The 25,801-nt window shown below is 58.9% G+C and carries 30 protein-coding genes; 13 read left to right on the forward strand and 17 right to left on the reverse strand.

Annotation, left to right across the window (positions count from 1 at the left end; all coding sequences use genetic code 11):
- Positions 1 to 112: 112 nt before the first annotated feature.
- The 10 genes from ASF29_RS20430 (at position 113) to recO (ending at position 8,480) form a co-directional block, all read left to right on the forward strand.
- Positions 113 to 2,347 carry a bifunctional (p)ppGpp synthetase/guanosine-3',5'-bis(diphosphate) 3'-pyrophosphohydrolase gene (locus ASF29_RS20430; protein WP_062452635.1) on the forward strand — a complete coding sequence of 745 codons (2,235 nt, stop codon included), beginning with the start codon at positions 113 to 115 and terminating at the stop codon, positions 2,345 to 2,347.
- Positions 2,348 to 2,537: 190 nt separating this feature from the next.
- A complete protein-coding gene (locus tag ASF29_RS24190; protein WP_077106133.1) occupies positions 2,538 to 2,684 on the forward strand; it encodes a DUF3563 domain-containing protein in 147 nt (48 codons plus the stop codon).
- A 186-nt stretch (positions 2,685 to 2,870) separates the two neighbouring features.
- Positions 2,871 to 3,383: a DUF2062 domain-containing protein gene (locus ASF29_RS20435; RefSeq protein WP_244473615.1), complete on the forward strand. Its 513-nt coding sequence runs from the start codon at positions 2,871 to 2,873 to the stop codon at positions 3,381 to 3,383.
- Positions 3,380 to 3,784, forward strand: coding sequence for a holo-ACP synthase (gene acpS / locus ASF29_RS20440; protein ID WP_062452510.1), 405 nt, complete (start codon positions 3,380 to 3,382; stop codon positions 3,782 to 3,784). Before ASF29_RS20435 ends, acpS begins: the two co-directional genes overlap by 4 nt.
- Positions 3,785 to 3,906: 122 nt before the next feature.
- On the forward strand, positions 3,907 to 4,653 hold the full coding sequence (lepB, locus tag ASF29_RS20445) for a signal peptidase I (protein WP_062452511.1): 747 nt from the start codon (positions 3,907 to 3,909) through the stop codon (positions 4,651 to 4,653).
- Positions 4,650 to 5,369, forward strand: coding sequence for a ribonuclease III (gene rnc / locus ASF29_RS20450; protein ID WP_062452512.1), 720 nt, complete (start codon positions 4,650 to 4,652; stop codon positions 5,367 to 5,369). The genes lepB and rnc overlap by 4 nt, the downstream gene beginning before the upstream one ends.
- A gap of 10 nt (positions 5,370 to 5,379) precedes the next feature.
- Positions 5,380 to 6,339: a GTPase Era gene (gene era, locus ASF29_RS20455; protein WP_062452513.1), complete on the forward strand. Its 960-nt coding sequence runs from the start codon at positions 5,380 to 5,382 to the stop codon at positions 6,337 to 6,339.
- A 78-nt stretch (positions 6,340 to 6,417) separates the two neighbouring features.
- Positions 6,418 to 7,170: a Crp/Fnr family transcriptional regulator gene (locus tag ASF29_RS20460; protein ID WP_062452636.1), complete on the forward strand. Its 753-nt coding sequence runs from the start codon at positions 6,418 to 6,420 to the stop codon at positions 7,168 to 7,170.
- Positions 7,171 to 7,316: 146 nt separating this feature from the next.
- Complete coding sequence (locus ASF29_RS20465) at positions 7,317 to 7,673, forward strand: response regulator (protein WP_062452514.1); 357 nt, start codon at positions 7,317 to 7,319, stop codon at positions 7,671 to 7,673.
- 66 nt (positions 7,674 to 7,739) lie between these two features.
- On the forward strand, positions 7,740 to 8,480 hold the full coding sequence (recO, locus tag ASF29_RS20470) for a DNA repair protein RecO (protein ID WP_062452637.1): 741 nt from the start codon (positions 7,740 to 7,742) through the stop codon (positions 8,478 to 8,480).
- A gap of 1 nt (position 8,481) precedes the next feature.
- Here recO and ASF29_RS20475 read toward each other — a convergent pair whose 3' ends face one another.
- Positions 8,482 to 9,672: an MFS transporter gene (locus tag ASF29_RS20475; protein WP_156462772.1), complete on the reverse strand. Its 1,191-nt coding sequence runs from the start codon at positions 9,670 to 9,672 to the stop codon at positions 8,482 to 8,484.
- A gap of 148 nt (positions 9,673 to 9,820) precedes the next feature.
- On the opposite strand from ASF29_RS20475, the gene ASF29_RS20480 reads away from it, so the two are divergent.
- Positions 9,821 to 10,555, forward strand: a complete 735-nt coding sequence (locus ASF29_RS20480; protein ID WP_062452516.1) for a class I SAM-dependent methyltransferase — start codon at positions 9,821 to 9,823, stop codon at positions 10,553 to 10,555.
- On the opposite strand, the gene ASF29_RS20485 is transcribed toward ASF29_RS20480, so the two are convergent.
- The 13 genes from ASF29_RS20485 to ASF29_RS20545 all read right to left on the reverse strand — a co-directional run bounded on the left by ASF29_RS20485 (position 10,556) and on the right by ASF29_RS20545 (position 22,483).
- On the reverse strand, positions 10,556 to 11,401 hold the full coding sequence (locus ASF29_RS20485) for an MOSC domain-containing protein (protein WP_062452638.1): 846 nt from the start codon (positions 11,399 to 11,401) through the stop codon (positions 10,556 to 10,558). It abuts the gene before it with no gap.
- A gap of 8 nt (positions 11,402 to 11,409) precedes the next feature.
- Entirely contained in the window at positions 11,410 to 12,051 is a 642-nt protein-coding gene (locus ASF29_RS20490; RefSeq protein WP_062452517.1) for an HD domain-containing protein, read from the reverse strand.
- A gap of 56 nt (positions 12,052 to 12,107) precedes the next feature.
- Complete coding sequence (locus ASF29_RS20495; protein ID WP_062452518.1) at positions 12,108 to 14,885, reverse strand: DUF2339 domain-containing protein; 2,778 nt, start codon at positions 14,883 to 14,885, stop codon at positions 12,108 to 12,110.
- A gap of 45 nt (positions 14,886 to 14,930) precedes the next feature.
- Complete coding sequence (locus ASF29_RS20500; RefSeq protein ID WP_062452519.1) at positions 14,931 to 16,505, reverse strand: VOC family protein; 1,575 nt, start codon at positions 16,503 to 16,505, stop codon at positions 14,931 to 14,933.
- Positions 16,506 to 16,638: 133 nt separating this feature from the next.
- Complete coding sequence (locus ASF29_RS20505; RefSeq protein WP_062452520.1) at positions 16,639 to 17,469, reverse strand: mechanosensitive ion channel domain-containing protein; 831 nt, start codon at positions 17,467 to 17,469, stop codon at positions 16,639 to 16,641.
- Positions 17,470 to 17,655: 186 nt separating this feature from the next.
- Positions 17,656 to 18,180, reverse strand: coding sequence for a tyrosine phosphatase family protein (locus tag ASF29_RS20510; RefSeq protein WP_062452521.1), 525 nt, complete (start codon positions 18,178 to 18,180; stop codon positions 17,656 to 17,658).
- Complete coding sequence (locus ASF29_RS20515) at positions 18,177 to 18,752, reverse strand: HD family hydrolase (protein ID WP_082453644.1); 576 nt, start codon at positions 18,750 to 18,752, stop codon at positions 18,177 to 18,179. Before ASF29_RS20515 ends, ASF29_RS20510 begins: the two co-directional genes overlap by 4 nt.
- A 38-nt stretch (positions 18,753 to 18,790) precedes the next feature.
- Complete coding sequence (locus ASF29_RS20520) at positions 18,791 to 19,639, reverse strand: folate-binding protein YgfZ (RefSeq protein WP_062452523.1); 849 nt, start codon at positions 19,637 to 19,639, stop codon at positions 18,791 to 18,793.
- Positions 19,640 to 19,728: 89 nt separating this feature from the next.
- Entirely contained in the window at positions 19,729 to 20,481 is a 753-nt protein-coding gene (locus ASF29_RS20525) for a hypothetical protein (RefSeq protein WP_062452524.1), read from the reverse strand.
- Positions 20,482 to 20,495: 14 nt separating this feature from the next.
- Positions 20,496 to 20,753, reverse strand: a complete 258-nt coding sequence (locus ASF29_RS20530) for a hypothetical protein (RefSeq protein WP_062452525.1) — start codon at positions 20,751 to 20,753, stop codon at positions 20,496 to 20,498.
- A 104-nt stretch (positions 20,754 to 20,857) separates the two neighbouring features.
- Entirely contained in the window at positions 20,858 to 21,286 is a 429-nt protein-coding gene (locus tag ASF29_RS20535; protein WP_062452639.1) for a TIGR02301 family protein, read from the reverse strand.
- Between the two features lie 58 nt (positions 21,287 to 21,344).
- On the reverse strand, positions 21,345 to 21,764 hold the full coding sequence (locus tag ASF29_RS20540; RefSeq protein ID WP_062452526.1) for an NUDIX domain-containing protein: 420 nt from the start codon (positions 21,762 to 21,764) through the stop codon (positions 21,345 to 21,347).
- 38 nt (positions 21,765 to 21,802) lie between these two features.
- Positions 21,803 to 22,483 (reverse strand): glutathione S-transferase family protein, encoded by a 681-nt coding sequence (locus tag ASF29_RS20545; RefSeq protein WP_062452527.1) that lies wholly within the window; start codon positions 22,481 to 22,483, stop codon positions 21,803 to 21,805.
- 120 nt (positions 22,484 to 22,603) lie between these two features.
- Here ASF29_RS20545 and ASF29_RS20550 point away from each other — a divergent pair, with 120 nt between their 5' ends.
- Both ASF29_RS20550 and ASF29_RS20555 read left to right on the forward strand, forming a co-directional pair.
- Positions 22,604 to 22,927, forward strand: coding sequence for a YnfA family protein (locus ASF29_RS20550; RefSeq protein WP_062452528.1), 324 nt, complete (start codon positions 22,604 to 22,606; stop codon positions 22,925 to 22,927).
- Between the two features lie 9 nt (positions 22,928 to 22,936).
- The gene (locus ASF29_RS20555; RefSeq protein ID WP_062452529.1) at positions 22,937 to 23,698 is read left to right on the forward strand and encodes an SOS response-associated peptidase; all 762 of its coding nucleotides are present in this window, start codon (positions 22,937 to 22,939) and stop codon (positions 23,696 to 23,698) included.
- A gap of 72 nt (positions 23,699 to 23,770) precedes the next feature.
- Here ASF29_RS20555 and ASF29_RS25065 read toward each other — a convergent pair whose 3' ends face one another.
- From ASF29_RS25065 to ASF29_RS20565, 3 genes are all read right to left on the reverse strand, one after another.
- On the reverse strand, positions 23,771 to 23,905 hold the full coding sequence (locus tag ASF29_RS25065; RefSeq protein ID WP_280136433.1) for a hypothetical protein: 135 nt from the start codon (positions 23,903 to 23,905) through the stop codon (positions 23,771 to 23,773).
- Positions 23,906 to 24,083: 178 nt separating this feature from the next.
- Entirely contained in the window at positions 24,084 to 24,950 is an 867-nt protein-coding gene (locus ASF29_RS20560) for a phosphatidylcholine/phosphatidylserine synthase (RefSeq protein ID WP_062452530.1), read from the reverse strand.
- 22 nt (positions 24,951 to 24,972) lie between these two features.
- Positions 24,973 to 25,671, reverse strand: coding sequence for a phosphatidylserine decarboxylase (locus tag ASF29_RS20565; protein ID WP_062452531.1), 699 nt, complete (start codon positions 25,669 to 25,671; stop codon positions 24,973 to 24,975).
- Positions 25,672 to 25,801: the final 130 nt, after the last annotated feature.

Genomic DNA, 25,801 nt, shown 5'->3' on the forward strand with positions numbered 1-25,801 from the left:
GCTGCCGGGTTACGCTCTGTAAAGCTTTGTCGTCATAATCTGAACCCAGATTATGCAGCAGTGTGCGCCGGTCTAACGATTGGCGCGCTTTCTTTTTCGGGGCATCCCATACATGATGCGACAGTACGAACTCGTCGAGCGGGTTCAAAAATACAAGCCTGAAGCCAACGAGGCCTTGCTGAACAAGGCCTACGTCTATGCCATGCAGAAACATGGCCAGCAGAAGCGCGCCAATGGCGACCCCTACATCTCGCATCCGCTGGAAGTCGCAGCCATTCTCACGGAAATGCATCTCGACGAATCGACCATCGCGGTCGCGTTGCTGCATGACACCATCGAAGACACCAGCGCCACGCGCGCGGAAATCGATGATCTCTTCGGAGAAGACATTGGTCGCCTTGTTGAAGGGCTGACCAAGCTCAAGAAGCTCGATCTCGTTACCAAGAAAGCCAAGCAGGCCGAAAACCTGCGCAAGCTGCTGCTGGCCATTTCCGATGACGTCCGCGTTCTCCTCGTCAAGCTGGCGGACCGCCTCCACAATATGCGCACCATGGAGCATATGCCGGAGGACAAGCGCAGCCGCATTTCCGAAGAGACGATGGAAATCTATGCGCCGCTGGCCGGCCGTATGGGCATGCAGGACATGCGCGACGAGCTGGAAGATCTGTCCTTCCGCTATCTGAACCCAGAAGCCTTCGCGACGGTCACAAAGCGTCTTCAGGATCTGGAAGAGCAGAATCAGGGCCTCGTCAAGAAGATCGAAGACGAGCTGCGCGAGCTGCTCGTCGCCAATGGCGTCGAGGGTGCTTACGTCAAGGGACGTCAAAAGAAGCCTCACTCCGTTTTCCGCAAGATGCAGTCGAAATCGCTGTCCTTCGAGCAGCTTTCCGATGTCTACGGCTTTCGCATTCTGGTGCAGGACCTGCCGTCCTGCTACAAGGCGCTCGGCATCGTCCACACACGCTGGCGCGTGGTGCCGGGTCGGTTCAAGGACTATATTTCCACGCCGAAGCAGAACGACTACCGCTCCATTCACACCACCATCGTCGGTCCGTCGCGCCAGCGAATCGAATTGCAGATCCGCACGCAGCGCATGCATGAGATCGCTGAGTTTGGTATCGCCGCGCATTCGCTCTACAAGGATGGTGAAATCGGTGATGGCGATGTGCTGTCGCCGGAATCCAACGCTTACTCCTGGCTGCGCCACACCATCGAGGCGCTGGCCGATGGAGACAGCCCGGAAGAGTTTCTGGAGCATACCAAGCTCGAACTGTTCCAGGACCAGGTCTTCTGCTTCACGCCCAAGGGCAAGCTGATCGCCCTGCCGCGCGGCGCAACGCCCATCGACTTTGCTTATGCCGTGCACACCAATATCGGTGACACGACCGTTGGCGCCAAGATCAACGGGCGGATCATGCCGCTGGTCACGCGCCTGAACAATGGCGACGAGGTCGAGATCATCCGCTCCGGCGTGCAGGTGCCGCCTGCCGCGTGGGAAGAGGTCGTGGTGACCGGCAAGGCGCGCTCCGCCATTCGCCGCGCCACGCGCATGGCCATTCGCAAGCAATATGCCGGTCTCGGCTACCGCATTCTGGAGCGCACCTTCGAGCGCGCTGGCAAGCCGTTCTCGCGGGAAGGGCTGAAGCCCGTGCTGCACCGGCTGGCGCAGAAGGACGTCGAGGACGCGATCGCCGCTGTCGGTCGCGGCGAGGTTTCCTCGCTCGACGTGCTGCGGGCCGTCTATCCCGATTATCAGGATGAACGCGTTACCGTGAAGATGACGGGCGACGATGGCTGGTTCAACATGCGCAGCGCATCCGGGATGGTCTTCAAGATACCCGGCAAATCGCGCTCGGTGCTGGAAGATGACGGTGCTGCCGAGGTGATCGATGGACCGGACCCGCTGCCGATCCGTGGTCTGTCCGATAATGTCGAGGTGCACTTCGGCGCCGCCGGTGCTGTGCCGGGTGACCGCATCGTCGGAATCATGGAGAAGGGCAAGGGGATTACCATCTACCCCATCCAGTCGCCTGCACTTCAACGCTTCGATGACGAGCCGGAACGCTGGATCGATGTGCGCTGGGATCTGGACGAGGCCAACAAGTCGCGGTTCATGGCGCGGGTGATGATCAATGCGCTGAACGAGCCGGGCACGCTGGCCTCGGTAGCGCAATCCATCGCCACGCTGGATGTGAACATTCGCGGCCTCAACATGGTGCGCATTGGAACGGATTTCTCCGAACTGGCGCTCGATATCGAAGTGTGGGATTTGCGGCAGCTGAACCAGCTACTGTCACAGCTCAAGGACCTCGACTGTGTCTCTACGGTCAAACGTGCCTTCGATTGAGGCAGTTTTGCCTATTTATTGAGTTCAAAGGCCGCTGTTATGCGCTGAACGCATAGCAGCGGCCTTGTCCTGTCTGTAGTCAGATGCGGCGTTGAGGACTATCTTCACTCCAGAAATCAAGAGCAAGCAAACGGCCAGCCGGACAAATGAACCGACGCTTTTGGCCTTTGACTTTGGAAAGGAAATGAAGATGTTTGGACCCCTTCGCAAGATCGCCCGTGCTGTTCGTGGCAAGACCACTCAGGAACGCGAATTCGACTACCTCAGCGACTCCGTTTCGCGCATCGACCTGGAATTCCGCCAGCGCGAAGTCGACCGCGGCATGTTCCGCAAGTAATACAAAAATGCATACCGGCCATGCCGGTGTTGCGTATGTTGAGCGCGTTGCGACGCGCTCTTGGATCTGAGGTGTGGTTTCGCCCTTGGCGTAATCGAAACGATGCAATAAGTTGCTCATATGCCGTTTCGCCGCCGTAAACCTGCTAGTCACCTCGAAAGATTGCGCGCCCTTGTGTGGCCGCGCATGGGCTTTCGCCGTTCGCTTCGTTATCTGAAGCTGAGGCTCGTGCGGCTGTCTGCATCTCCATATTCCGTGGCGGCGGGTGTGGCGGTTGGCGTGGCAGTCGCATGGACGCCTTTTCTCGGCGTTCATATCATCATAGCCATGGCGCTCGGTTTCGTCCTGCGGGCCAATCTGGTCGCCGCAGCACTCGGCACCACCTTTGCAAATCCCCTGACATTTCCGCTCATCTGGGCCTCTACCTGGGAACTGGGACACCTTATTCTGGGTCGCGGCGACAGGAACGTGTCGTCGCATGTGGATTTCGTCGAACTCTTCAGCCACATGAATTTTCTGCAGTTGTGGCGTCCCGTTCTGGAGCCGATGACCATCGGTGCGGTCATTCCGGCAGCATTGTCCGGCATCGTTGCCTACGTCAGCGTCTATGCCATCATCCGCAGTTTCAGGACGCAGAAGCTCCAATCGCTGGCGCAACATGCGGCCAATCGCAAATCCGTTCTGGGTGTGACTGAATGATCATAGGCATGGGCAGCGACCTCATCGACATCCGTCGCATCGAAACCTCCATCGAACGTTTTGGCGATCGCTTTACCAATCGCTGCTTTACGGAAATCGAGCAGAAGAAGTCGGATGGACGCAAAAATCGTGCGGCCTCCTACGCCAAGCGTTTTGCGGCCAAGGAAGCCTGTTCAAAGGCGCTGGGAACCGGACTGGCGCAGGGCGTTTTCTGGCGCGACATGGGCGTCGTCAACCTGCCGAGCGGCAAGCCGACCATGCTTCTGACCAATGGCGCGGCCGACCGTCTGGCCAAGCTTTTGCCAGCGGGACACGAAGCCGTCATTCACCTGACGATCACCGACGAGTTCCCCTATGCGCAGGCCTTCGTGATCATCGAAGCCCTGCCGGTAACCAAATAACGCTATATTCCGCTCGTTACGCCGGTTTCGCGCCGTTGCGCACGATGGAAACGCTTCCCTTTACCCTTGAAAGGTTCTAGAGAAGTCCCTCGAAAATGAAGAACGAGCAGGCAGGTCTTTAAGTGTCCGAAAAAGCTGAAAAGAAGCAGAGCGCCCTTTGGGAAAACGTCAAGGTCATCGTGCAGGCGTTGCTTCTGGCAATGGTTATCCGCACGGTGCTTTTCCAGCCTTTCACCATCCCGTCCGGCTCGATGATGCCGACGCTGCTGGTGGGCGATTACCTGTTCGTCAACAAGTTCTCCTACGGCTATTCGAAATACTCGTTGCCTTTCTCGCCGGACCTGTTTTCCGGTCGTATTCTTCAGTTCTCCGAGCCCAAGCGCGGTGACGTGGTGGTGTTCCGCCTGCCGCCGAACCCTGAGGTGGACTATATCAAACGCCTCGTTGGTTTGCCGGGAGATCGCATTCAGGTCACCAATGGCGTGCTGCTGATCAATGGTCAGCCCGTGCCCAAGCAGGCGGATGGCTTTTTCACCTCCGATTACCGCGCCGATCCCGGTGCCAACGTGCCAGTCTTCCGCGAAACGCTCGACAACGGCGTGACCTACGACACGCTGGACCAGTCCCCGGATTCGCGCGGCGATAACACCCGCGAATTCATCGTGCCCGAAGGCCATTACTTCATGATGGGCGACAATCGCGATAACTCGCTGGACAGCCGCTTCGACGTCGGTTTCGTGCCTGCCGAAAACCTGATTGGCCGCGCAAGCGTCATCTTCTTCTCTCTGGGCAACGATACGCCGTTCAGCCGTGTCTGGGACTGGCCGGCCAACATGCGTTGGGACCGTCTGTTCAAGGTCGTTCAATGAGCAAGACCAAGCCGCTTTCGATGGAGGAAATCGGTCGCCTGGAAGCCCTTATCGGATATGACTTCAAGGAAAAGGCCCGGCTCGACCGGGCCTTGACCCATGCAAGCGCCCGTTCCGCAAAGGCTGGCAATTACGAGCGACTGGAGTTTCTGGGAGATCGCGTTCTGGGTCTCTGCATTGCCGAACTGCTGTTCTCGACATTCCGATCGGCATCCGAGGGGGAGCTTTCGGTTCGCCTGAACCAGCTCGTCAGCGCCGATTCCTGCGCAGCGATTGCCGACGAGATGGGTTTGCACACCTTCATCCGCACCGGCTCCGATGTGAAAAAGCTGACGGGCAAGACCATGCTCAACGTGCGCGCCGACGTGGTGGAAAGTCTGATAGCGACGATCTATCTGGATGGCGGGCTGGAGGCTGCACGCAAGTTCATCCTGAAATACTGGCAGAAGCGTGCAACCAGCGTGGATGCCGGGCGGCGCGATGCCAAGACCGAACTGCAGGAATGGGCACACGCAAAATTCGCGACGACTCCTCATTACAGGATTGACGATCGCACCGGACCGGATCACGATCCCAGTTTCACGGTGACGGTGGAAGTACCCGGCGTTGCGCCGGAAACGGGCGTCGACCGCTCCAAGCGCGCCGCAGAGCAGGTGGCCGCGACCAGACTATTGGAACGCGAAGGCGTTTGGCAGAAATCCTCTGCCGCTAACTGATTGGATACCCATGACCGAGAATGAATTCGACGCCGCACCGGCCGACGACAATGGTGGCGACAATGCCGAGACCAGACCGACCCACTCGGGCTTCGTCGCGCTGATCGGCCCGACGAATGCCGGCAAGTCGACGCTGGTCAACCGCCTTGTCGGCGCCAAGGTTTCCATCGTCAGCCACAAGGTTCAGACGACGCGTGCGGTGATGCGTGGCATCGCCATTCACAACAACGCCCAGATCGTGTTCATGGACACGCCCGGTATTTTCAAGCCGCGCCGCAGGCTGGATCGCGCCATGGTGACATCCGCATGGGGTGGTGCCAAGGATGCCGACGTCATTCTGCTGCTGATCGACAGCGAGCGGGGTCTGAAAGGCGATGCACAGACGATTCTGGAAGGGCTGAAGGATGTTCGCCAGAAGAAAATCCTATGCTTGAACAAGATCGACCAGGTGAAGCGCGAGGACTTGCTGAAGCTGGCGGCTGCCGCAAATGAAGTCGTCACCTTTGATCGCACCTTCATGATCTCGGCGACCAACGGTTCCGGCTGCGACGACCTGATGGATTACCTGTCGGACGAACTGCCGCAGGGCCCATGGTATTACCCGGAAGACCAGATTTCCGATCTGCCAATGCGCCAGCTCGCAGCGGAAATCACCCGTGAGAAGCTGTTTCTGCGCCTGCATCAGGAGCTTCCCTACGCGTCTCACGTCGAGACCGAAAAATGGGAAGAGCGCAAGGATGGTTCGGTGCGCATCGAGCAGGTGATCTATGTGGAGCGCGACAGCCAGAAGAAAATTGCGCTTGGCAAGAATGGCGAGGCTATCAAGGCGATCTCGTCTTCCTCACGCAAGGAACTGTCCGAAATCCTCGAGCAGACCGTCCATCTCTTCCTGTTCGTCAAAGTGCGCGAAAACTGGGGTGACGATCCCGAGCGTTTCCGTGAAATGGGTCTGGAATTTCCACGGAACTGATGATCCACAACGGAACCGGGAACGGTATCCGGGTGACGCATGCAATAGCCTTCTCGATTTCGTTGTTTACGGATGATCATGTCGCCCAAGAAGCCGAATGGAACATCGACCACGCCCTGCGAGCAGTGTCCGCTGCATGGTCTCAAATATTTTCGCGATTTTTCGCCATTGGAACTGGATTTCGTCTCACGCTTCAAGACCGGTGAATTATCGGTGGAGCCGGGTGCCATCGTGCTCATGGAGGGCTCGCACAGCGCCCATCTCTACACGATTTTGCAGGGCTGGGGCTTTCGCTACAAGACGCTGGAAGACGGGCGTCGCCAAATCCTCAACTATCTGATGCCGGGCGATCTTGTCGGATTGCAGGGAACGGTCATGGGCGAGATGCAGCATTCCGTAGAAGCTCTGTCGCCCGTCACGCTCTGCGTTTTCGAGCGCGGTCGCCTCAACAGCCTGTTTAGCGATCACCCATCGCTCGCCTACGACATCACTTGGATTGCCGCCAGTGAAGAGCGCATGCTGGACAGCCATCTGCTCAGCATCGGGCGACGCACCGCGCTCGAGCGGGCGGCCTATCTGCTCGCCTTTCTCTACAACAAGGCGGTGCGGGTGGGACTTCTGGAGAAAGAGGGCGCCATTCCCGTGACGCAGCAGCATGTGGCCGACACGCTCGGCCTATCCATCGTGCACACCAACAAGACGTTGCGCAAACTGGCCGACAAGGGCCTGATTCGCTGGACGGACAAGGGCTGTATCGTGCTGGACTCAGCGGGACTGGAACAAAGTGCCAGTTGGGAGCCGGATTTGCGGGGTTCGCGGCCTTTTATTTAGAATTACATGATGTAATTCGGCACCCGTTTGGTATGTCTTTTTTAAATGACGCAATTCAACCGATCTGCGATGTCATAGGAATTGGTTCCGTGAACGGTCATGGATTTTGATGCTGCATTATTTTCGCAGCGAGAGAAAGATAAAGTATGTTGCCTCAACGGGTTCTCATCGTGGAGGACGAGTATCTGGTGGCCATGGATGTCGAGTCGTCTCTACAAGCCATGGGGGTCAAAACCATCGATATTGCGACCACGTTGCTTCAGGCCAAGGAATCGCTGCTGCGAGCCAAGCCTGATTGCGTTCTTCTGGACGTCAGCCTTTCCGACGGCATGAGCTACGAACTTGCGCGTCATTTGAGAGACTTCTCCATTCCCTTCGGTTTCGTCAGCGGTTACGGTGATACCAGTGGCTTTCCGCCCGACTTCGTCGATTCGCATCTTCTCGACAAACCCTTCGGTGAAACGGAACTGCGAGCCTTCGTCACGCGCATCATGGCGCTATGAAAAACAAGCATCCTTGCGCGGGATCGGCTATAATGGCCTCTCACCGGCGCAATGAGCGAACATTCCATGCAGTGGCAGGACGATGCAATTATTCTGGGCGTGAAGCGTCACGGCGAGGCGAGTGTCATCGCCGAACTGATGACGCGCACCCGCGGACGGCATCTCGGCCTCGTTCGTGCCGGACGCTCACGCAGCATGCAGCCGGTGCTCCAGCCGGGAAACCGGGTAGACGCGACATGGCGCGCACGCCTGCACGATCATCTGGGTGAATATCGCATTGAGCCACTGCGTCTTCGCGCCGCAGAGCTGATGGAAACGGCCACCGCCGTCTATGGCGTTCAGGCTATGGCGGCGCTGCTGCGGCTTTTGCCCGAGCGTGATCCCCATCCGCATCTGTTCGAAGCACTGGATGTCATTCTCGACAATCTTTCCGATCCGGCGGATGCGGGCGAATTGTTCGTGCGGTTCGAGCTGGCTGTTCTCAACGATCTGGGTTTCGGGCTCGATCTGGATGAATGTGCAGCGACAGGTCTTCGCAAAGACCTGATCTATGTTTCTCCAAAGACGGGCAGGGCAGTATCGCGAGGAGCTGGAGCGCCCTATGCGACGCGGATGCTGGCGCTGCCTGAGTTTTTGAGCAAGGAAAACTCGAAGGCGGCAGACAGCGAAAGCCTCGCTGCCGCGTTTCGCCTTACCGGCTATTTTCTCAACCGGCATGTCTATGAGCCGCGTGGTCTTAATGAAAATGCCACCCGCGACGGGTTCGTGCAGGCGGCATTGAAGGCCCTGAACAAGGTTTCGGTGTGAATCAGGCCGCTGCCGGTCGCATGATGGCGCGTTCCTCGATTGGCCAGTGCACGATGGCGGCAAAAATGCCCATGGCGACGCCCAGCCACCAGACCAGATCGTAAGAGCCGAGCTTGTCATAGAGAAAGCCGCCCAGCCACACGCCGAGGAACGAGCCGATCTGGTGCGACAGGAAGACCACGCCGCCGAGCATGCCGAGATGGCGCGTGCCGAACATGATGGCGACCAGCCCATTCGTCGGCGGGACGGTGGAGAGCCACAGAACGCCCATGACGGCAGCAAAGATGATCACCGAAAGGGGTGATTGCGGCAGAAGCAGGAATGCCGAGACGGCAATCGATCGCGCGATATAGATATAGGCGAGGAAGTACGGCTTCGAGTAACGCTGGGCGATGAGGCCGGCGGCGAGAGAGCCTGCAATGTTGAAAAAGCCGATCAGCGCCATGGCGATGACGGCATAGCGTTTATCGATGCCGATATCGCCCAGATAGGCCGGAAAATGCGCGGTGATGAAGGCCACCTGAAAACCGCAGACGAGAAAGCCGGTGGCAAGCAACAGATAGCTTTTGTGTCCAAGTGCCTCCCGCAATGCCTGTCCGGCTGTCTGCTGGAACTGTGCCTGAGATTGAGAGCCGGAGGTCGAGTTACCACGCAGAGGCCAAGCCAGAAGAGGCACGATCAACATCATCGCGCCCAGCCAGACAAGACTGTCCGACCATCCGAAAGTGGAGATCAGGCCTTGGCTGATGGGGGCGAAGACGAACATGCCAGCCGAGCCCGCTGCCGTGCCGATGCCGAAGGCCATGGTCCGCTGTTCGGGCGTGACATGCCGTGCGAAGGCCGAAAGAATGACGCTGAAGGACCCGGCAGCGACGCCAAGACCAACGAGAACACCGCCTCCAAGATGGAGCCAGAGAGGCGAGGTGCCGACCGACATGCACAGCAGGCCAGCGGCGTAGATAAAGCCCGAGAGGACGAGCACCCTGCCGGTGCCGTATTTATCCGCCAGAGCGCCGAACACGGGTTGGCCAAGACCCCAGAACAGGTTCTGCAACGCCATGGCAAGGCCGAATGTCGAGCGGTCCCAACCGGTATCGGCCAGCATAGGCAACTGAAAAAAGCCCATGGCCGAGCGTGGGCCGAAGGTGAGCACGGCAATCAGCGAGCCAGCGGCGATGATGAGCCACGGCATTGGGCGGCTGGTGGAAGGGGCGGCTTGGGGCACGGGGATGATCTCCAGACAGGAAATGAACATTACCTTTTGCCGAACTGTTTCGCCAACGACTTTTCTTGACGGGCATATCAAGGCTATTGATGAGAAATGGTGAGGAGACCGCGTGATGAAACAGAACATCTATGACGATCCGGATTTCTTTTCCGGTTACAGCGCCATGCCACGTTCCGTCGGCGGGTTGGAGCAGGCAGGAGAGTGGCATGAGCTGCGCGCGATGCTGCCGACATTCGCGAACCAGACTGTTCTGGATTTAGGCTGTGGCTTTGGCTGGCACTGCCGCTATGCCGAGACGCAGGGCGCACGCCGGGTCATCGGCATCGATCTGTCAGAGAAGATGCTGGCGCGCGCAGCGCAAATCAATGGTGGTGAGAATATCGAATACCGTCTCGGCGCCATAGAGGATATCGGCTTTCCGGCGCAGAGTTTCGATATCGTCCTCAGTTCGCTGGCGTTGCATTATGTTCGGGATCTGGATGCCACCTTCAAGATGGTCTTCGACGTGCTCAAACCTCAGGGTGCGTTTGTCTTCTCTATCGAACATCCCGTGTTCACCGCGCTGGAAAAGCAGGACTGGTACTATGGCAAGGACGGCAAAGTGCTGCACTGGCCGCTGGACAACTATCAACAGGAGGGCGAGCGTCACTCCAACTGGATGGCCGATGATGTCGTCAAATACCACCGAACGGTATCAAGTATCGTCAATGGTGTGATCGACGCCGGTTTCGCGATTGAACAGCTGGCCGAACCCAAGGCCGATGCAGCCTTGATTGCACAGCGACCGGACATGGCAAATGAAAATCGCCGCCCGATCTTTCTGATGGTGGCGGCCAGAAAGCCCTGATCAGCCGCGCGTCTTCAGGGCCCAGCCGTCCGCACGGTGTTCCACCACCTGCGCGACATCGCCCACTGCAATACGGCCTTCGCCCGTGGGCGTCAGGTTCCAGCCGAACAGGACACCGGGAACGCGCCGGTCGGCGGACATGCGCAGACGTCCCATCGCTTTCATCGGAGATGGACCATCGCGGGAGCCGGTTTGTTGGTCCTGAGTGGTCATGATGCAGCGCGTGCAGGGTTTGACGAGGTCGAAGCGGATGCCATTGATCTCAAGCGCCGCCCATCGATCTTCCACCCAGGCTTCGTCCGTGTCGAGTACGATATTGGGACGGAAACGCTCCATGCCGATCCGGCCTTCGCCATTGGCAGCCATGTTCTCGTTCAGCGCTGCGAGCGACGCTGTTGTTGTCAGCAGGATCTGATATCCGTCTGCAAAGGTTACGGGCGTTTCCGCACCTGCCCATTCCGGGCTGGCGATGCGGTGTGATTTTTCGTCGAACATCACCAGTTTCAACGTTCGTCCGAGCCAGCCGGACAATGTCTCGTTGACGTCCTCGTCAGCCACGGCAGCATCCACCACGGATTTCCAGACGGTGGCTTCGATACGCTGTTCGCACGGGCCAGCAAGGATATCGGCCTTGCCATCGATGGACAGGCGAAAGCCGGTTCCTTCGGCCTTGACGGTGATCTGTGCGATCTGCGGCAATTCACGCTGGGTGATGAAATGCCCGGAAGGGTCGACCAGCATGGCGCGCCGGTCTCCCGGCAGTCCTTCGGCTGAAATCGGGCTTTCAGATAAGGCGATGCCGCGGGCACTCTTGAGCGGGTAGATGTTGAGTTCGGTTATACGCATGTCGGGCCTCATATCTCATCCAGAAACAGGTCGAGAACCTGTTTCAATCGCTGGTGCCGCTCGGCGGCGATCTGCCGCCCGGTCTGCGTGTTGAACCCATCCGCGAGCTTGAAAAGCTTGTTTTCGAAATGATCGATGGCAAACGCCCGGTCGTCCAGCGGTCGGTTTTTCGCCAGCGGATCTTCGGAATCATACAATGCGGAACCCAGCCGTCCCGCGATATAGAAGCAGCGCGCCGCACCCACCATGCCGATCGCATCCAGACGATCTGCGTCCTGAAGGATTTTCGCCTCCAGCGTCTGCGGTTCGAGGTTGGCCGAGAAGCTGTGCGTGAGGATTGCATGGGAAACGGCGTCGATATCCGCATCGACCCAGCCAAGTGCTGCAAGGATAGCGGACGCTTTTTCCGCCGCAAGCCGGGAGGCCTGAGACCTCAACGGTGAGTTCTTCTCCACCGCGACGCAGTCATGCAGCAATACGCTGGCGGCAAGAACAGGTCCGTTTCCGCCTTCTATGGCGTGAATGCGCAGGCCATTGCGAAAGACGCGATGGATATGGGCCAGATCGTGCGAGCCGTCATCGCCTTCCGTCGCATGCGGTATCAATGTTTCGGCAAGCTGCTCAAACGGTGCGAAAGCCTCTGGCCGCATGTGATTCCCCTCTGTCGTCGAGAGTGTTGTTTAGAGGGTGGGGCAGGGGTGTGCAATCACCCCTGCGCTTCCTGCGGCTTGGGCCGGGCGGTGAGGATTTTCTGATAGAAAAGACCGATGCCGATCAGCACCACACCAAGACCGATGAAGGACAGGGCGCGCAGAACACCCTCCAGATTGCTCATGTCGATCAGGAAGGCCTTGGCAACTGCGAGAAACACAAGTGCCGCCGAGGCAAGACGCAGGCTCTTGGCATCGAAGCGGGAACCTAGCACCAGCAGCAGCACGCCGATGGCCAGCCAGACGACGGAGTAGCTATAGGTTTCGCCCTGAAGGAAGCCCTTCCAGTCGGCGATATTCTCGCCCTGCCAGAAGCGGCGGACCGACAGTGTCGCCCAGGCAAAGCCAAGCGCGGCACCACACAGCGCCAGAAGCGTCACATAGAGCTGAGGCCGTTTTCCGCGTGCGTACCAGGCAAGCCCACCATAGGCGAGGGCCGGCAGAAGATAGCCGATCAAAAGCAGGTTGATGACCGGCCAGGGGCCGGTGTTTTCGCCGGTGAAATAAGGGTTGAGACCGATGAAATGCGCAACAAGAACGTTGAACATGGCCACGATACCGGCCAGCATCGAACCGTACCGGAAAACCGGGCTCGGGCTTTTCAGATCGAGCGTCATCAGAACTCCCGACATCCCGATGGTGAGCAGCGTATAGATGGACTGTTCGCCAAGCGTCGGCACGGTTTCGGTCAAGACACCGCCATTCATGGCATGACGCACGAGGATGGCCACGGCAAGAAGCGCCATGAGGCTGGCGACGGCCTGCAGAAAATTCTTCACGCGAAGGCCCGGCCAGTCGCGCAGCAACCAAGCTGAGGCTACCGCGAGCAGGGCCGGAATACCGTAGCCTGGCAGAAGTGCGTTGAAGACGGGCGTGGTGCCGAGGTTCTGGGGACCGACGATGGTGGGCTCCCAGGCAATGCGGCCGAGGACGAAGATGCAGGCAATCGCCATCGTCCATGGCAACGCTGCCCAACGGCTTTGACGCGTGGCGAGCACATAGCCGAAGCCGATGACGGGAATGAGAATGGTAGTGGCAAGCCCCGATGTCAGCGTATGCACGAGGAAGGTGAAGGCGAGAAACGAACCGATGGTCATGATATTGATCGGCCATTCGAAGGCATCGTCACGCTTCAGGCTTAGCCTGTACGCGCTGCCGAGCAGAACGAGGCCGATGGAGAGACCATAAGCCGCGTGCAGCCAGTCCCGTCCCAGATTTCCGTATTCCACGAAGCTGATGATGCCGAGACCCAGGGGCACGGTTGAGGCTATGGCGGCCCACAGCGCACCGAAGGACGGATCATTGGCGCTTCTCCGGCGCACCGCTTCGGCACCGAACAGCAGGAACAGAATGCCCATGACGCGAATGACGGATGCCTGTATGCCGTTGTCGACGGGCGTGGCGGCCAAGGCCGTCACGCCGCCGCCGCCCAGCGCCGGAAGGAAATCGAGACCGATCTGCGCCATGAGGTTGGCGCAGCCGAGGGCTGCCAGTGCGGCGAAGATGGCGGGCCATACGGCGTGGTTGCGTCCTGCGCCATAGGCAGCCAGCCCAAGGATCAGCACCGCCATTGGAAATGCCGGATGCATGGTCAACGCCGTTTCGATGACGGAAAACCAGACGGCAGGCAGAACGATGGCCATCGCAAGCGTCAGGTTCAGGACGATCGGCGGGCGGCCCATGAGTTTGGCGACGACAGGGAAATAGCCGCCGGAGCGTGGGCCGTAGACGCTGAGTTCATTTGCATGCGTGGAATATTTTCCGGGCCAGATCCATATCGATCCGGCAATCATGGCCATGAGGCCGGCGATGACGGGTTCCGCCTTGATGATGTCGGTGAACGTCATGTAGCCGAGCGCCCAGAGGCCAAGCCCGATATTGGCAAGGGCCGGGACGATGTGCCAACGCTGACTGCGCCCGGCAAGGGCGGTCGCAAGCCAGGATATGGTGAGAAAGACGAAAAGCGCCCAGATATTGGGTGTCTCGGTCGAGATCAGTGCTGGCGTGATCATGGAGCCGAACAGGCCAAGCCCGGCCAGTGCCTGCCCGTGCAACAGCGACAGCGCAAGTGTTGCCAGAGCCACGACCGCAAGGATGACGAACGCTGTCGTCGGCCCGATATAGTCGTAAATTCCGTAGGCGGCATAGACCACGCCAAACAGCGTCAGCGACCCTGCCGCCGTCAGAATGCCGGGGATCATTGCGTTGGCATAGGCAGCCTCGATGCCGGGAACAGCCTTGCGGCGGATCGCTTCGCCTGCCGCCATGAGCAGAAGGCCGAAGATCGCGGCCATTGCCAGTCGCACGGCGGGGCTCAACAGGCCGCTTTCGATCGAATATTTGACGAGGAAGATACCACCGAGCGCCAGCGCCAGACCACCGGCCCACACCGCCCAGCGAGCACCGAGCCTGCTTTCGAAACTTTCCTTCTCGCGGCTGAAAACCGGCAGAACCAGCGTCTGCGTGGCGTCATCTTCAGGGGCTGGCTCCCGCGCCGCTGCCTGTGCGGCGATCGGCAGTTCCGTCTCTTTCGCTTCGGGCTTCGCATCTGCTTGTGGAACGGGCGCTTCGGCCTCCGCATCGCCCTCTTTCGAGAGGGTGGTTGCAGGCACTGCCTCGGCCACCGTCACGGTGCCAGTGGCGATCTGCGCCTTCAGCGCCGTCAGTTCCTTTTCGACTGCATCCAGTCGCCGCGAGTTCTTGATGCTTGCGTTGAGCGTGTAGAAGAAGGCAACGACGTAGCCGATGATCAGAAACAGCAGAAAAGATGTCATAAGGACCTCGAATATGATCCTGTTTTTTAAGCCTTTTTCCGCCGCTTATGCAAGGCCGGTTGTGGACAGCCCTTTTGCCCAGCGTTTGGCGAGCTCCACATCGTCAAGGCCGAGCTCGTGTCCATGATGCACGATCACGACATCCGCATCGGCGCGGTTGGCCAGAAGGTGCTCACGCAGCGTCGATGCCTTTTCCCTGCGCCTGTCGGTTTCGCCTGCTGCGAGAGTAAACCGCTTGCCGGAAAGATCGGCGTCCGGCCAATGGGTCAGCACCGGCATCGGGCGCAGCAGAAGCGCATCGGCCGCAAATTCCGGGTAGAGGGAAAGAGACGCGGCAAGAAAATTCGCGCCGTTGGAATGGCCGATAAAGCTGAGTTTGTCGCGGTCGAGGCGGTAGGCCTGAATTGCTTCCTCCATGAAGGCGGCAAAGGCTTCGGCTTCCGAGGCAATATCCTTTTCATCGAAGTGCAGGTCTGCGAAACGGCGAAACCACCGTGCAATATCTTCTTCCGTGCTGCGACCGCGCAAGCCAAGCAGCGTGGCGCGCGGATTTGCCTTGTGGGCAAGCGACATCAGGCTCGTCTCGCTACCGCCCGAGCCGTGTAGCAGAATGATGACGCTGCCATCTGGTTCTGCGGGGGTGTAGAACCGGTGCACGAAGGGGAGGTCGCGGTAAATCACCCGTTCCTCGCCGGGCATCGAAAACTGCGGCAGGGCCACACGCACATCCTCTTCGTCACGCATGAAAAGCGGCGGAATGAACAGGTCTTGTCCCAGTTTTTCCAGAGGTTCATCCACCGTCATGCCGGGTGCGTCCGTTGCCATCTCGATCAGGACGTCACCGGGTTCGCGAACGTAAAGCGATTCGAAATATTTTCGGTCATGGGCGTTGGTGGTGGAGGAGTTGAGCGATTTCAGTGCGGCCAGTGTCTGGTTGAGTTCGTCCATGTCTTTGGCGCGAAATGCAATATGATCGACCGTGCCGGTGCCGGGTGCGCTCGACCAGAAGCCCGCCGCATCCCGCACATCGATGATGTCGCCCGATGCGGACGCCATGCGGCGGGTGCTGCCGCTTTGATCGAGCCTGACGTAGCCGAAATGCGAGGCCAGAAAACTTTCGGTTTCTTCCGGTACTTCGCTCAACATGGTTGCGCCACGGATACGGCGAACCGCGTGTTCCAGCGGAATGCCCGGTGCCGCATGGGGCGCTGCGTCTGAAAACGCATGAGTGCCGACCAGCTTGACGATGATGCCGTCCGGGTCCTTGAGCCGAATGACAGGTTCGCCGAACTCATCCGTCGGTCCTTCCGTCCGCACACCCGCCTGCAGTGCGCGTGTCAGCCAGAAACCGATGCTCGCCGGATCGATGGCAAGCGAGACTTCCAGCGTCTGGCCGAAACCGACGCGTCCTTGTCCGCCGTCTTCCCAGACGAGGAATGTCAGGAGGGACCCCGGCGATCCCTGCTCGTCGCCATACAGGAGATGCAGTTGCATCGCGTCTTCGAAGCCCGCCGTTCGCTTGACGAGCCGCAGCCCCAGAAAGCCCGCATAGAAATCCACATTGGCCTGCACCTTGCGGGTGATCATCGTGATGTGGTGAATGCCAAGTGCGGATGTCATGCTTATCTCCCAGTCTCTGTCTTGCCTCTCTTATGTCTTTCTAAATGCCCCAAGGCGCAATCCCGCGATTTGCGAACGATGTGTTCCCAATGTGAACAATCGCGTGACATCGCAGGCCGTGCAGGGGTTGGCATCATGCGGTTTGCGCATTCTCGCTGGCGATGCGCGCTTCACGATCGTCGAAGGCAGCCTTCAGCGCTTTCGTCATGTCGCGTGTGGTGGCAAACCAGTTTTCGCTGCGCGCCCAGTAACGCAAGGTGACCGTGGCACTGTCGTTGCTGACGGAATCGACGAAGGTCGTGGGCGCTGGATCGAGAAGCACGCGGCTGTCTGAGCGGGCAAGATCGGTCAGTAATTCCTGCGCCGCAGCTGTGCTTTCACCCTTGGGAACGGTGATGCTGAGCTCGTGCCTGCGCGAGGGAAAACGGCTGTAATTGGTGATCGGCACGTTCCAGAGCGTCGAGTTCGGCGCAAGGCGATAAAGGCCATCGCTGGTCTTGAGCTCGGTGGCGAACAGTCCGATTTCAACGATCGTGCCGCTGACGGCACTGGTTTCGATATATTCGCCGACGCGGAAGGGCCGAAGAACCAGCAGCATGATGCCAGCGGCGATGTTTTGCAGCGTGCCTTGCAAGGCCAGACCCACAGCAAGACCCGCGGCGCCGAGGGCGGCGAGAATGGATGCAGTCTGCACACCGAACTGGCCCAGCACCATGACGAGTACGAGGATGAGGACGACGTAGCGGACGACACCCGAGAAGAAGCGGGCAAGCGTTTCATCGAAACCGCGAATGCGCGACAGACCTTCGAATGACCAGCGTTGGAGCAAGGTAGCGGCGATCCAGCCAATAATGAGCAGAACGAGCGCGCCCACGATCGAGAAGGAATATTGCACCATCAGCGCACTTGCCTGACGGAGTGCCGCCTGTGACGCGACGATGATATCGGTGGTCTGCTGCTCCATGGATCACAACCTCTTTTCGTTGACATGCGGAGTTGAAACGAAGGGTCACCCGTTTTGCTCCATCGAAAATGCCTCAAGGCGAATCTGTCGCCGCAAGGATTTCCTTCTTATCGCGTCGTATAACCATATTCCCGCAAGAATTTGAAAGGAGATGGTGACGCAGCACGCCAAACTAAAAAAGGGACTTCAAAGGGTGTCGCTAAGCGGCAGAACGAAAGGCACGTTGCCATCGGTATCAGCACCGCGTCCGATGGTCTTGATGGCGGCAATCAGTGCTCCACCGCGCCCCAGCAGGCGATCGCCTATCTCGATGATACGGGAATTGGGTGTGGAATAGGGTGATACGGCACGCAGTCGCGCGGCGAGGGTTGCGTCATCCTGCTGTGGCTGTACGGCAAGAACGGCGATGATAGCGGCAGCAGGGGAACGGGAAACACCCATCCAGCAGTGAACCAGAAGCGGTGCCGACTGGTCCCAGCCGCGGGCAAAATCGATCACCTGCTGAACATGGGCCTCGTCGGGTGCGATCAGCTTGTCCGTGCCCTTGAACGTTATGTCGTTCATCTGCAAGGTCAGATGTCGGTCGGCCGAAATCACCGCCGGGCGATGGAACGCCTGCTCCTTGGCGATGAGCGTGATCATCTCGCGGGATTTGTGGCGCACGGCCATCTCGGCGATGCGGGATAGCGGTGAAACGACGATGGCACTCATGGTCCAGTCTTCCGACGTGCTTCTATGGCATCGAAACGCTCCATGAAGCGGCTTTGCGCTTCGAGCGCCGGTGCAGGTTCGATGTCGATCATGTCTTTCGTGATGCCGCGTGGCAGGCCGAAAAACTTCTTCGCTTCCGCCATCGAAAACCCGGCAAGTTCGGTTGCTTCGAAATAGGCGGCAACCGTATCGGCTTTCTTGATCCGGTCTTTCAGGTCGCGATTGGCGTGGGGCGGCAGACCGAAACGCAGATGGACCGCCGCCTCAAGCCGCTTCTCAACCAGCTTGTAGCCGCCACCCACCACGGATTTGAACGGGGAAATCATGTCACCGATGACATATTCCGGCGCATCGTGCAGCAGGGCGAGCAGCATGTCATCTGGTGACGCGGCCGCATTCATGCGGCAGAAGACGTTCTCGACAATGAGGCTATGCTGGGCAACGGAAAAGGCATGGTCGCCACGTGTCTGGCCGTTCCAGCGCGCTACCCGTGCGAGGCCATGGGCAATATCCGACAGTTCGACGTCGAGGGGCGAAGGGTCCAGCAGGTCAAGCCGCCTGCCGGAGAGCATGCGTTGCCATGCGCGGGGTGTCTTTGGCGCGGGCACGATCAGTCGTCCGCTGCCGCTGTCGGGTCGACCGTGGGAAAGCTGATGCCGGTCCAGGCAGGAAGGGACACGGTCACAGCCACGCCCGCCGCCGTCATATCCGCGCCTGACGCCATCGCCTCCGCCGCACGATCCGTACGGATGATCGCAAGGCCATCGGCACCGAGCACCGTGCCGAGCGCGCCGATCGTCTTGCCGCCTGCCATGATTTCGGTGCCTGTCGCCGGCAGGTCACCCTTTGCGTGGACGATGACGACGCGCCGGCGGGCTGTGCCGCGATGTTTCATTCTCGAGACGACTTCCTGACCGACGAAACAGCCCTTTTTGAAAGAGACGCCATCATTGACATCCATCAACACATCATGCGGGAAGGCGTCGTTAAGGGCGTAGTCAGTGCCGGCCACGACAATGCCATGGGCAATACGAAGAGCCTCATAGGCACGAGCATCTCCGCTGGAGGACGGGCCAGGCAATCGAAAAAGATCGACGCCAGCCTTGGCAAAGCGGCTGTCTCTCACGGCCTGTGGCGGCGCGCTTTCGTCCCAGAAAACGCTGACGCCTTTGGTCTCGTCCGCGGCCAGATCGACGGGTGCGCGCAGCTTGTACATTGTCAATCGGCGAAGAAATGCGTCCTGCTGGTCAGCACCCGTCTCGATGACGTACGCCTCCTGCTTCCGCCAGATCAGGAATTCGAACATGATCTTGCCTTGCGGTGTGAGCAGGGCGCCTGCACGGGCCTCACCATCCGGAAGCGCGTCCAGATCGGGCGTGATCAGATTCTGAAGGAAATCCGTGGCTCCGGTACCGGAAACACGGATGAAGGCGCGGTCGGGAAGATAGGCGGAAGGCATGGGCGTTACCGTTCGGTTGGTTTATCTCGAACAGTTAGGGTTTTTGATCCGCTACGGCAAGCGTGGTGACCTCAGTCACCACGGTGACATTAGTCGCCCGCCGTGAAGAACTTCCACTGGCCGTCCGGCGAGATGCCGATGCGATAAAAGCTGTAATTGCCATATTCCTGCATATCGGCCAGATCGCCTGCCGTGATGATACGCAGCAACTCCACCTTCTCGGGCGGGGTCAGCGTCGTCAGGGATTTCCCGGCGAAATACGGAAAGACATACATTTCATCGGGCGTGCCTGCGTCGATATGGGCATAACCCGTCGACAGCAGATCGATGATGATGGCGAGAACCTCAAGGCCATCGGGATCGCCAGAAAAGCTTTTCAGGGCGGCGATCGGGTCGTCGCTGCCATCGCCATCCACACGGGCCTGATTGGGGCCGGGATTGACCAACGGGCGCAGCTTTTCGATGTTGCCGGTCGAGGCCGCATCGATGATGAGTTGCCGCAGGCGACGCACCGGCTCGGGAGCCTTGCTGATATCATGTTCGATCTGGGCGGAAATCTGCGGCGCTTCGCTCTGTTCCGGCTGAGCCTGTTGGCCGGACTGGCGGTTCACGAGAGGTTCCGGCATGGGCATGCCGTCCGAATCGCCTTCGACGGAATCCGGCTCGACGGGCTGCGGCTTCTCGGCAGGCTTTTCACTCTGATCACTGGCAGCGCCCGGTGCGGGCTTGAGTTCGGAAAGCGCGAACGCACCCTGAGGAATGCTGACAGCGGCAAGCGTCAGCGAAATCATCAATGAAAACGCGGCGGAAGACCGCAAAAGCCCCTTGCGAGAGCAAGACATGACTGAACTCCGGCTTATTGAATTATGCGATGCGGGGAAAACTCACCCTCGAGCATTCGTTGACGCAACGATTCCAGCATCGCTTCTGCGCCTGCTTCACCGTGCATACGGATGGTTTCGCGCATAGCCAGAGCAATGGCAGCGTCGGCGATGATCTCTGGCTCGATGCCATCGGCCATACCATCTGCCCATGCTTCGTTCTGATGTTCCAGAGCGACCTGCATCTTTTCATGCACGATCATGTCCTGGATTTCGTTACGGCTTGTTTGCATCTTTCATCCTCGACAGGCAGGCAACTCGTTACCACCCTGTTAACAACTCTAACAGTCTTTTATCAAAACGGCACGGCCTGCGGTCAAAAGAGGTTAATAAACCTCTAATTTCCGAACCTCGACGCAATTTCTTGTGCCAGTGTTGCCCCTTCGATACGGTATTTCTCTTCCGCTGCAATGGCAGCCGGTGTGCATGCCGTGTGAACGGCAGCGAATGTGCGATACCCGCGGTTGAATGCCGCCGTCATGCGCTGCTTGCGCTGCGGCTCGCTGGCTGTATCAGCAGCCAAGAGATCGCTCATGGATTTGCGCCATTCCTCCGACCCGGTGGCGGGGCAGAGAGTGCGCAGATATTGCACGGCGCCCAGAATTTCCGAGAGCCGGGCCATCTGATTGTCATAGGGTGCGGGCTTGCTCTGCTGCGCTGGTGCAGATGGCGACAGCACAGACGGCTGCGCAACGGTCTGCGACGCGAAAGGCATCATCAGACCAAGGCCAAGAAGCAGCGAAAGGCAAATTCGTCGTTTCATCAGTTTACGCATTACCCGACATGTCGTTTCAACAACGTCCTCTCAGTAGCCGCGATTCTCCTCAGCATTGCAACTGGCCCAGGACATGTTGTGCGCATTCCAGCACGCTTTCCGGCACCGGGAGAGCCCGGATTTCCTCCAGCGTGTACCATCCGGCATCGGCGGCATCATCCGCTGCCGCCGCAATCGTGCTGTCATCGGCCTCAACCGTAAAGACGGACAGGAAGAAGTGGCTGGTCAGGTGTCCATCCACATCATGGCTTTTCAGATCGTAGGTGGTGAAAAGCTGTGGATGGCGTCCAACGATGCCGGTTTCTTCCGTCAGTTCACGCAAAGCTGTCTCGCCTGGCGTTTCTCCCGGCTCGCCCCGCCCACCCGGAAACGCATACATATCCTGCGACGGTGGGTTGATCCGACGAACGAGGAGCAAACGCTCGCCGCGTCGCAGGATAGCGGAGGAGGCCGGTTGGGGAAGGGGCATGCATCGTCCTTTTAAGGTTCATGCCCTCCATTATGGCGTCAACCTTGCAGGAAACGTGGCGGCATCCTCTCCTTGAAGGGAAAATACTGGAAATAAGGGCGCGCTTCGGCAATCGTGCGCGCGATGGAGGGTCGTTCCATCAAACGTTCGAAATAGGCCGCCGTGTTGGGCATGTCTGGGCCGAATGGATGCAGGATCGATGCATAGAACAGGGCAGGAGAAGCAGCGCAATCCGACAGGGAGAAATGGTCGCCACTCGACCAAAGTCTCTGCGACATCTGCTTTTCGAGAATGGAGTAGGCCCTGTCCAATGTCGCATAGGCTTCGGCCACACCGTGCGGATCGAGATGATCCTGCGGACGCAGACGTTCCGCCACGATTCGTTGCATGGGCATATGGATATAGAGATCGAAGAAGCGGTCCCAGAGCCGCGTCTGCAACGCGTGCTCTGCGCCTTCCGGCAATAGCTTCGCGCTACCAGGATAGTGCCGATGCACATACTCGATGATGATGCTTGTTTCGGGAAGCGTTACGCCGTTCGCATCGTCCTGCAGGACCGGAATTTTCCCCATGGGCCAGAGATCAAGAAACGCCCGCCTTGAATCGGTATCCGAGAAGTTGACGATAACAGGTTCAAAAGGCGTTTCATTTTCATAAAGCGCAATCAGCACCTTGTGGCAGAATGAGGAGAGCGGATGGAGGTGGAGTTTGAGGGTCATGACACGATTTCCAATAAGAGGCACTCTTCGGGATGCGCGGCATTCAACATCGGTCTGCTTGCGCTATGATGCGCCAAAGGAATCGAAAACACCACCTGAATGGCAAGGCCAAGACCGCATATGAAACTCTACCTCATCTACGCCGCCGCCGCTTTGGCTGAAATTGCCGGGTGCTTCGCCTTCTGGGCCTGGTTGCGCATGGGTAAGTCCATGGCATGGCTGTTGCCGGGCGTGGCATCGCTGGCCGTGTTCGCCTGGCTTCTGACACTGGTTCCGACCGATGCGGCGGGGCGCGCCTATGCGGCCTATGGCGGTATTTATATCGCGGCGTCCCTCGTCTGGCTCTGGAGCGTGGAAGGGCAGGTACCGGATCGATGGGATGTGGCGGGCGGTGCGATCTGCCTCGCCGGTGCATCCATCATCCTGTTTGCCCCAAGAGCGTAAGGGACAGCCATGTGTGGACGGTTCAACCTGAATACGACGCCGGAAGAGGTGGCAGATCATTTCGGCATTATCGGCCTTGAGGATTTTCCAGCCCGCCTCAACATCGCGCCGACGCAGCCTATTCTCGTCATCGTCGAGGGTGAACGGCAAGAACCGGGCAGCAATCTGCCCAACCGACAGGCCATGCTGGTGCGCTGGGGTTTTCTGCCGGGATGGGTGAAGAACCCGAAGGAGTTTCCGCTTCTGATCAATGCGCGATCCGAGACCGCAATCGGCAAGGCTTCGTTCCGCGCAGCCATGCGCCATCGCCGCGTTCTCATTCCCGCCACCGGATTTTACGAATGGCGCAGACCGACCAAGGAAGAGGGCGGTAAGGCGCAGGCTTTCCACATCAAGCCGAAACGCGGCGGTATCGTCGCTTTCGCGGGTCTGATGGAAACGTGGTCTTCCGCGGACGGATCCGAAGTCGATACAGGTGCGATCCTCACCACCTCCGCCAACCGTTCTATAGGACGGATTCACGACCGTATGCCTGTGGTGATCGCACCCGAAGATTTCAGCCGTTGGCTGGACTGCAAAACGCAGGAACCGCGTGCGGTCAAGGATTTGATGAAGGCGGCTGACGAGGATTTTTTCGAGATGATTCCGGTGTCCGACAAGGTCAACAAGGTCGCCAATACCGGTGCGGATATTCTGGAGCCGGTCGCCGAGACCCTTGCTCCGGCTTCAAAGCCTGTTGCGAAGGACGATGGACAGATGTCTTTGTTTTGACGGAAGCAACGGCTTCCGATGCGTTATCCCGCTGCAAATGGCGGGATAACGAAGAAAACATGGGCTGAAAAGTCAGGCCGTCTTGGCTGTCTTCGGCTTTGGTGTCAGCATCATCGCTGCTGCCGCTACGGCCTTCAGACCAAGCGGTCTGTAGTGGCTGTTCAAGTCCGGTTTTGCCGGTGTTTCGATCTTGGTCGTGTCGCTCATGTCTGTCTCCGGAGTTCCCCTTGAAGCCATCGATTCGATGGTGTTCTTGATGATCTCTCTCGACAGGAATCGTGACGAATTCGAGGCAATTTTAATCAATTGAAAATTGCAGTCTGCGACATTTCGTGTACGGCCTGCGCCTTGCCCCTGCCACATTGAAGCCGGGGGTTGCTGCCGCTCAAATGCCGCGGTCCATGCCCATTCCATCGTGATGGTCGCCATGGGCATCTTCATCGATGGTCAGCGTGCCATAACGCTTGTGCCAGATGCGGGCGCTGAAGGGCAGGAAAACCAGATAGGCCAGAACCGTCAGGACCAGCACTTCCCAGGTGAAGCTCATCAACAGCGCGACATAGACAACGACGATGAGAATGGCTGGCATGACCAGATCGCGGCGAATGCGGCTTTCCGATTTGCCGGACCAGACCGGCAGGCGGCTGATCAGGAAGTAGCCGATCAGCACCGTATAGGCGGCGGCGATATAGGCGAAGGTTTTGCTGGGCTCCACGCCCAGGAAGCCGAGATAGACGGGCAGCAGCACCAGCATGGCGCCCATGGGCGCTGGCACGCCGACGAAGAATTCGTTCTGCCAAGGCGCCTTGACCTCGCGCTCGATCATGACGTTGAAGCGGGCGAGGCGAAGGCCCGCGGCAATGACGTAGATGAGAGCGGCAATCCAGCCGAAGGATCGGGCTTGATCGAGAAGGTAGGCATAGACCACGAGGGCAGGCGCGACGCCAAAATTGACGATATCGGCCAGCGAATCCATCTGCGCACCGAATTTCGATGTCGCTTTCATCATGCGTGCCAGGCGACCGTCGACACCATCGAGAAAGGCGGCCAGCAGAACCATGGCGACGGCGAGTTCGAAGCGGCCTTCGAAGGCAAGCCTGACACCGCTGAGGCCTGCGCAAATGGCAAGCACAGTGACGAGATTGGGGATGACGAGCCGCAACGGGATTTCCCGCAGGCGCGGTCCGCGACCGCTGTCATTGATCATCTCGGGCTTGTCGTTATTGCTCTGCGAAGGCGTTGGCGTGTCCATGGTGCTGCTTCCTATCGTGTGATCAACCGCGACGGCTGATGACCGGACCCTTGGCAGACCCGAATTCCGCAAGAACGGTTTCACCGGCAATGGCAGTCTGGCCGACCGATACGCGTGGCTGGAAACCTTCCGGCAGGAAGATGTCGAGGCGCGAACCGAAGCGGATCAGACCGAAGCGCTCACCGGCATCGACCGGCTCGTTCGGCTTGACCCAGCAGACGATGCGGCGGGCAACCATGCCGGCAATCTGCACGACGCCGACCTTGCCGTGTGCGGTTTCGATGACGAGACCGTTGCGCTCATTGTCTTCCGATGCCTTGTCGACCTCGGCGTTGAGGAAGAGGCCAGGGCGGTAGGCGACGTTGATGATGCGGCCACGAACAGGCGCACGGTTTACGTGGCAGTTGAACACGTTCATGAACACCGAGATGCGAACCATCGGCTCCTTGCCGAGTTCCAGTTCCAGCGGCGGAACCACGGTCATCACAGCCGAAACCTTGCCATCGGCCGGGCTGATGATCAGATCGTCATCCTGCGGGGTGACGCGTTCCGGGTCACGGAAGAAATAGGCACACCAGGCCGTCAACACGAGACCGACCCAGAAGAGCGGTTCGGCTATCCAGCCAAGCACCAGCGATGCGATGAAGAAGGCGGCAACGAAAACATAACCTTCCTTATGGATCGGCACGATGGTGTTGCGAATGGTGTCGAACAGGTTCATTGATCTTTCTTCTCCGAATTTATCCAAATCAGCCTGCCCCGGGGCATCGGCGCGATCTTACATCAGCGCCCGCCGCCAAGGCTTTGTTCCGGCCTCTCATATCACAACCGCGATGCGTTGCGTGAGTGAC

Origin of the sequence: Rhizobium sp. Leaf262, from assembly GCF_001422245.1 — a bacterium.
Classification (GTDB): Bacteria; Pseudomonadota; Alphaproteobacteria; order Rhizobiales; family Rhizobiaceae; genus Agrobacterium.

Excerpts from the sequence above, each read along its gene's own strand:
- ASF29_RS20430 (WP_062452635.1), top strand. The coding sequence starts at position 113 with ATGATGCGACAGTACGAACTCGTCGAGCGGGTTCAAAAATACAAGCCT.
- ASF29_RS24190 (WP_077106133.1), top strand. The coding sequence starts at position 2,538 with ATGTTTGGACCCCTTCGCAAGATCGCCCGTGCTGTTCGTGGCAAGACC.
- ASF29_RS20435 (WP_244473615.1), top strand. The coding sequence starts at position 2,871 with ATGGGCTTTCGCCGTTCGCTTCGTTATCTGAAGCTGAGGCTCGTGCGG.
- acpS (WP_062452510.1), top strand. The coding sequence starts at position 3,380 with ATGATCATAGGCATGGGCAGCGACCTCATCGACATCCGTCGCATCGAA.
- rnc (WP_062452512.1), top strand. The coding sequence starts at position 4,650 with ATGAGCAAGACCAAGCCGCTTTCGATGGAGGAAATCGGTCGCCTGGAA.
- era (WP_062452513.1), top strand. The coding sequence starts at position 5,380 with ATGACCGAGAATGAATTCGACGCCGCACCGGCCGACGACAATGGTGGC.
- ASF29_RS20460 (WP_062452636.1), top strand. The coding sequence starts at position 6,418 with ATGTCGCCCAAGAAGCCGAATGGAACATCGACCACGCCCTGCGAGCAG.
- ASF29_RS20465 (WP_062452514.1), top strand. The coding sequence starts at position 7,317 with ATGTTGCCTCAACGGGTTCTCATCGTGGAGGACGAGTATCTGGTGGCC.
- recO (WP_062452637.1), top strand. The coding sequence starts at position 7,740 with ATGCAGTGGCAGGACGATGCAATTATTCTGGGCGTGAAGCGTCACGGC.
- ASF29_RS20475 (WP_156462772.1), bottom strand. The coding sequence starts at position 9,672 with ATGCCGTGGCTCATCATCGCCGCTGGCTCGCTGATTGCCGTGCTCACC.
- ASF29_RS20480 (WP_062452516.1), top strand. The coding sequence starts at position 9,821 with ATGAAACAGAACATCTATGACGATCCGGATTTCTTTTCCGGTTACAGC.
- ASF29_RS20485 (WP_062452638.1), bottom strand. The coding sequence starts at position 11,401 with ATGCGTATAACCGAACTCAACATCTACCCGCTCAAGAGTGCCCGCGGC.
- ASF29_RS20490 (WP_062452517.1), bottom strand. The coding sequence starts at position 12,051 with ATGCGGCCAGAGGCTTTCGCACCGTTTGAGCAGCTTGCCGAAACATTG.
- ASF29_RS20495 (WP_062452518.1), bottom strand. The coding sequence starts at position 14,885 with ATGACATCTTTTCTGCTGTTTCTGATCATCGGCTACGTCGTTGCCTTC.
- ASF29_RS20500 (WP_062452519.1), bottom strand. The coding sequence starts at position 16,505 with ATGACATCCGCACTTGGCATTCACCACATCACGATGATCACCCGCAAG.
- ASF29_RS20505 (WP_062452520.1), bottom strand. The coding sequence starts at position 17,469 with ATGGAGCAGCAGACCACCGATATCATCGTCGCGTCACAGGCGGCACTC.
- ASF29_RS20510 (WP_062452521.1), bottom strand. The coding sequence starts at position 18,180 with ATGAGTGCCATCGTCGTTTCACCGCTATCCCGCATCGCCGAGATGGCC.
- ASF29_RS20515 (WP_082453644.1), bottom strand. The coding sequence starts at position 18,752 with ATGCTCTCCGGCAGGCGGCTTGACCTGCTGGACCCTTCGCCCCTCGAC.
- ASF29_RS20520 (WP_062452523.1), bottom strand. The coding sequence starts at position 19,639 with ATGCCTTCCGCCTATCTTCCCGACCGCGCCTTCATCCGTGTTTCCGGT.
- ASF29_RS20525 (WP_062452524.1), bottom strand. The coding sequence starts at position 20,481 with ATGTCTTGCTCTCGCAAGGGGCTTTTGCGGTCTTCCGCCGCGTTTTCA.
- ASF29_RS20530 (WP_062452525.1), bottom strand. The coding sequence starts at position 20,753 with ATGCAAACAAGCCGTAACGAAATCCAGGACATGATCGTGCATGAAAAG.
- ASF29_RS20540 (WP_062452526.1), bottom strand. The coding sequence starts at position 21,764 with ATGCCCCTTCCCCAACCGGCCTCCTCCGCTATCCTGCGACGCGGCGAG.
- ASF29_RS20545 (WP_062452527.1), bottom strand. The coding sequence starts at position 22,483 with ATGACCCTCAAACTCCACCTCCATCCGCTCTCCTCATTCTGCCACAAG.
- ASF29_RS20550 (WP_062452528.1), top strand. The coding sequence starts at position 22,604 with ATGAAACTCTACCTCATCTACGCCGCCGCCGCTTTGGCTGAAATTGCC.
- ASF29_RS20555 (WP_062452529.1), top strand. The coding sequence starts at position 22,937 with ATGTGTGGACGGTTCAACCTGAATACGACGCCGGAAGAGGTGGCAGAT.
- ASF29_RS25065 (WP_280136433.1), bottom strand. The coding sequence starts at position 23,905 with ATGAGCGACACGACCAAGATCGAAACACCGGCAAAACCGGACTTGAAC.
- ASF29_RS20560 (WP_062452530.1), bottom strand. The coding sequence starts at position 24,950 with ATGGACACGCCAACGCCTTCGCAGAGCAATAACGACAAGCCCGAGATG.
- ASF29_RS20565 (WP_062452531.1), bottom strand. The coding sequence starts at position 25,671 with ATGAACCTGTTCGACACCATTCGCAACACCATCGTGCCGATCCATAAG.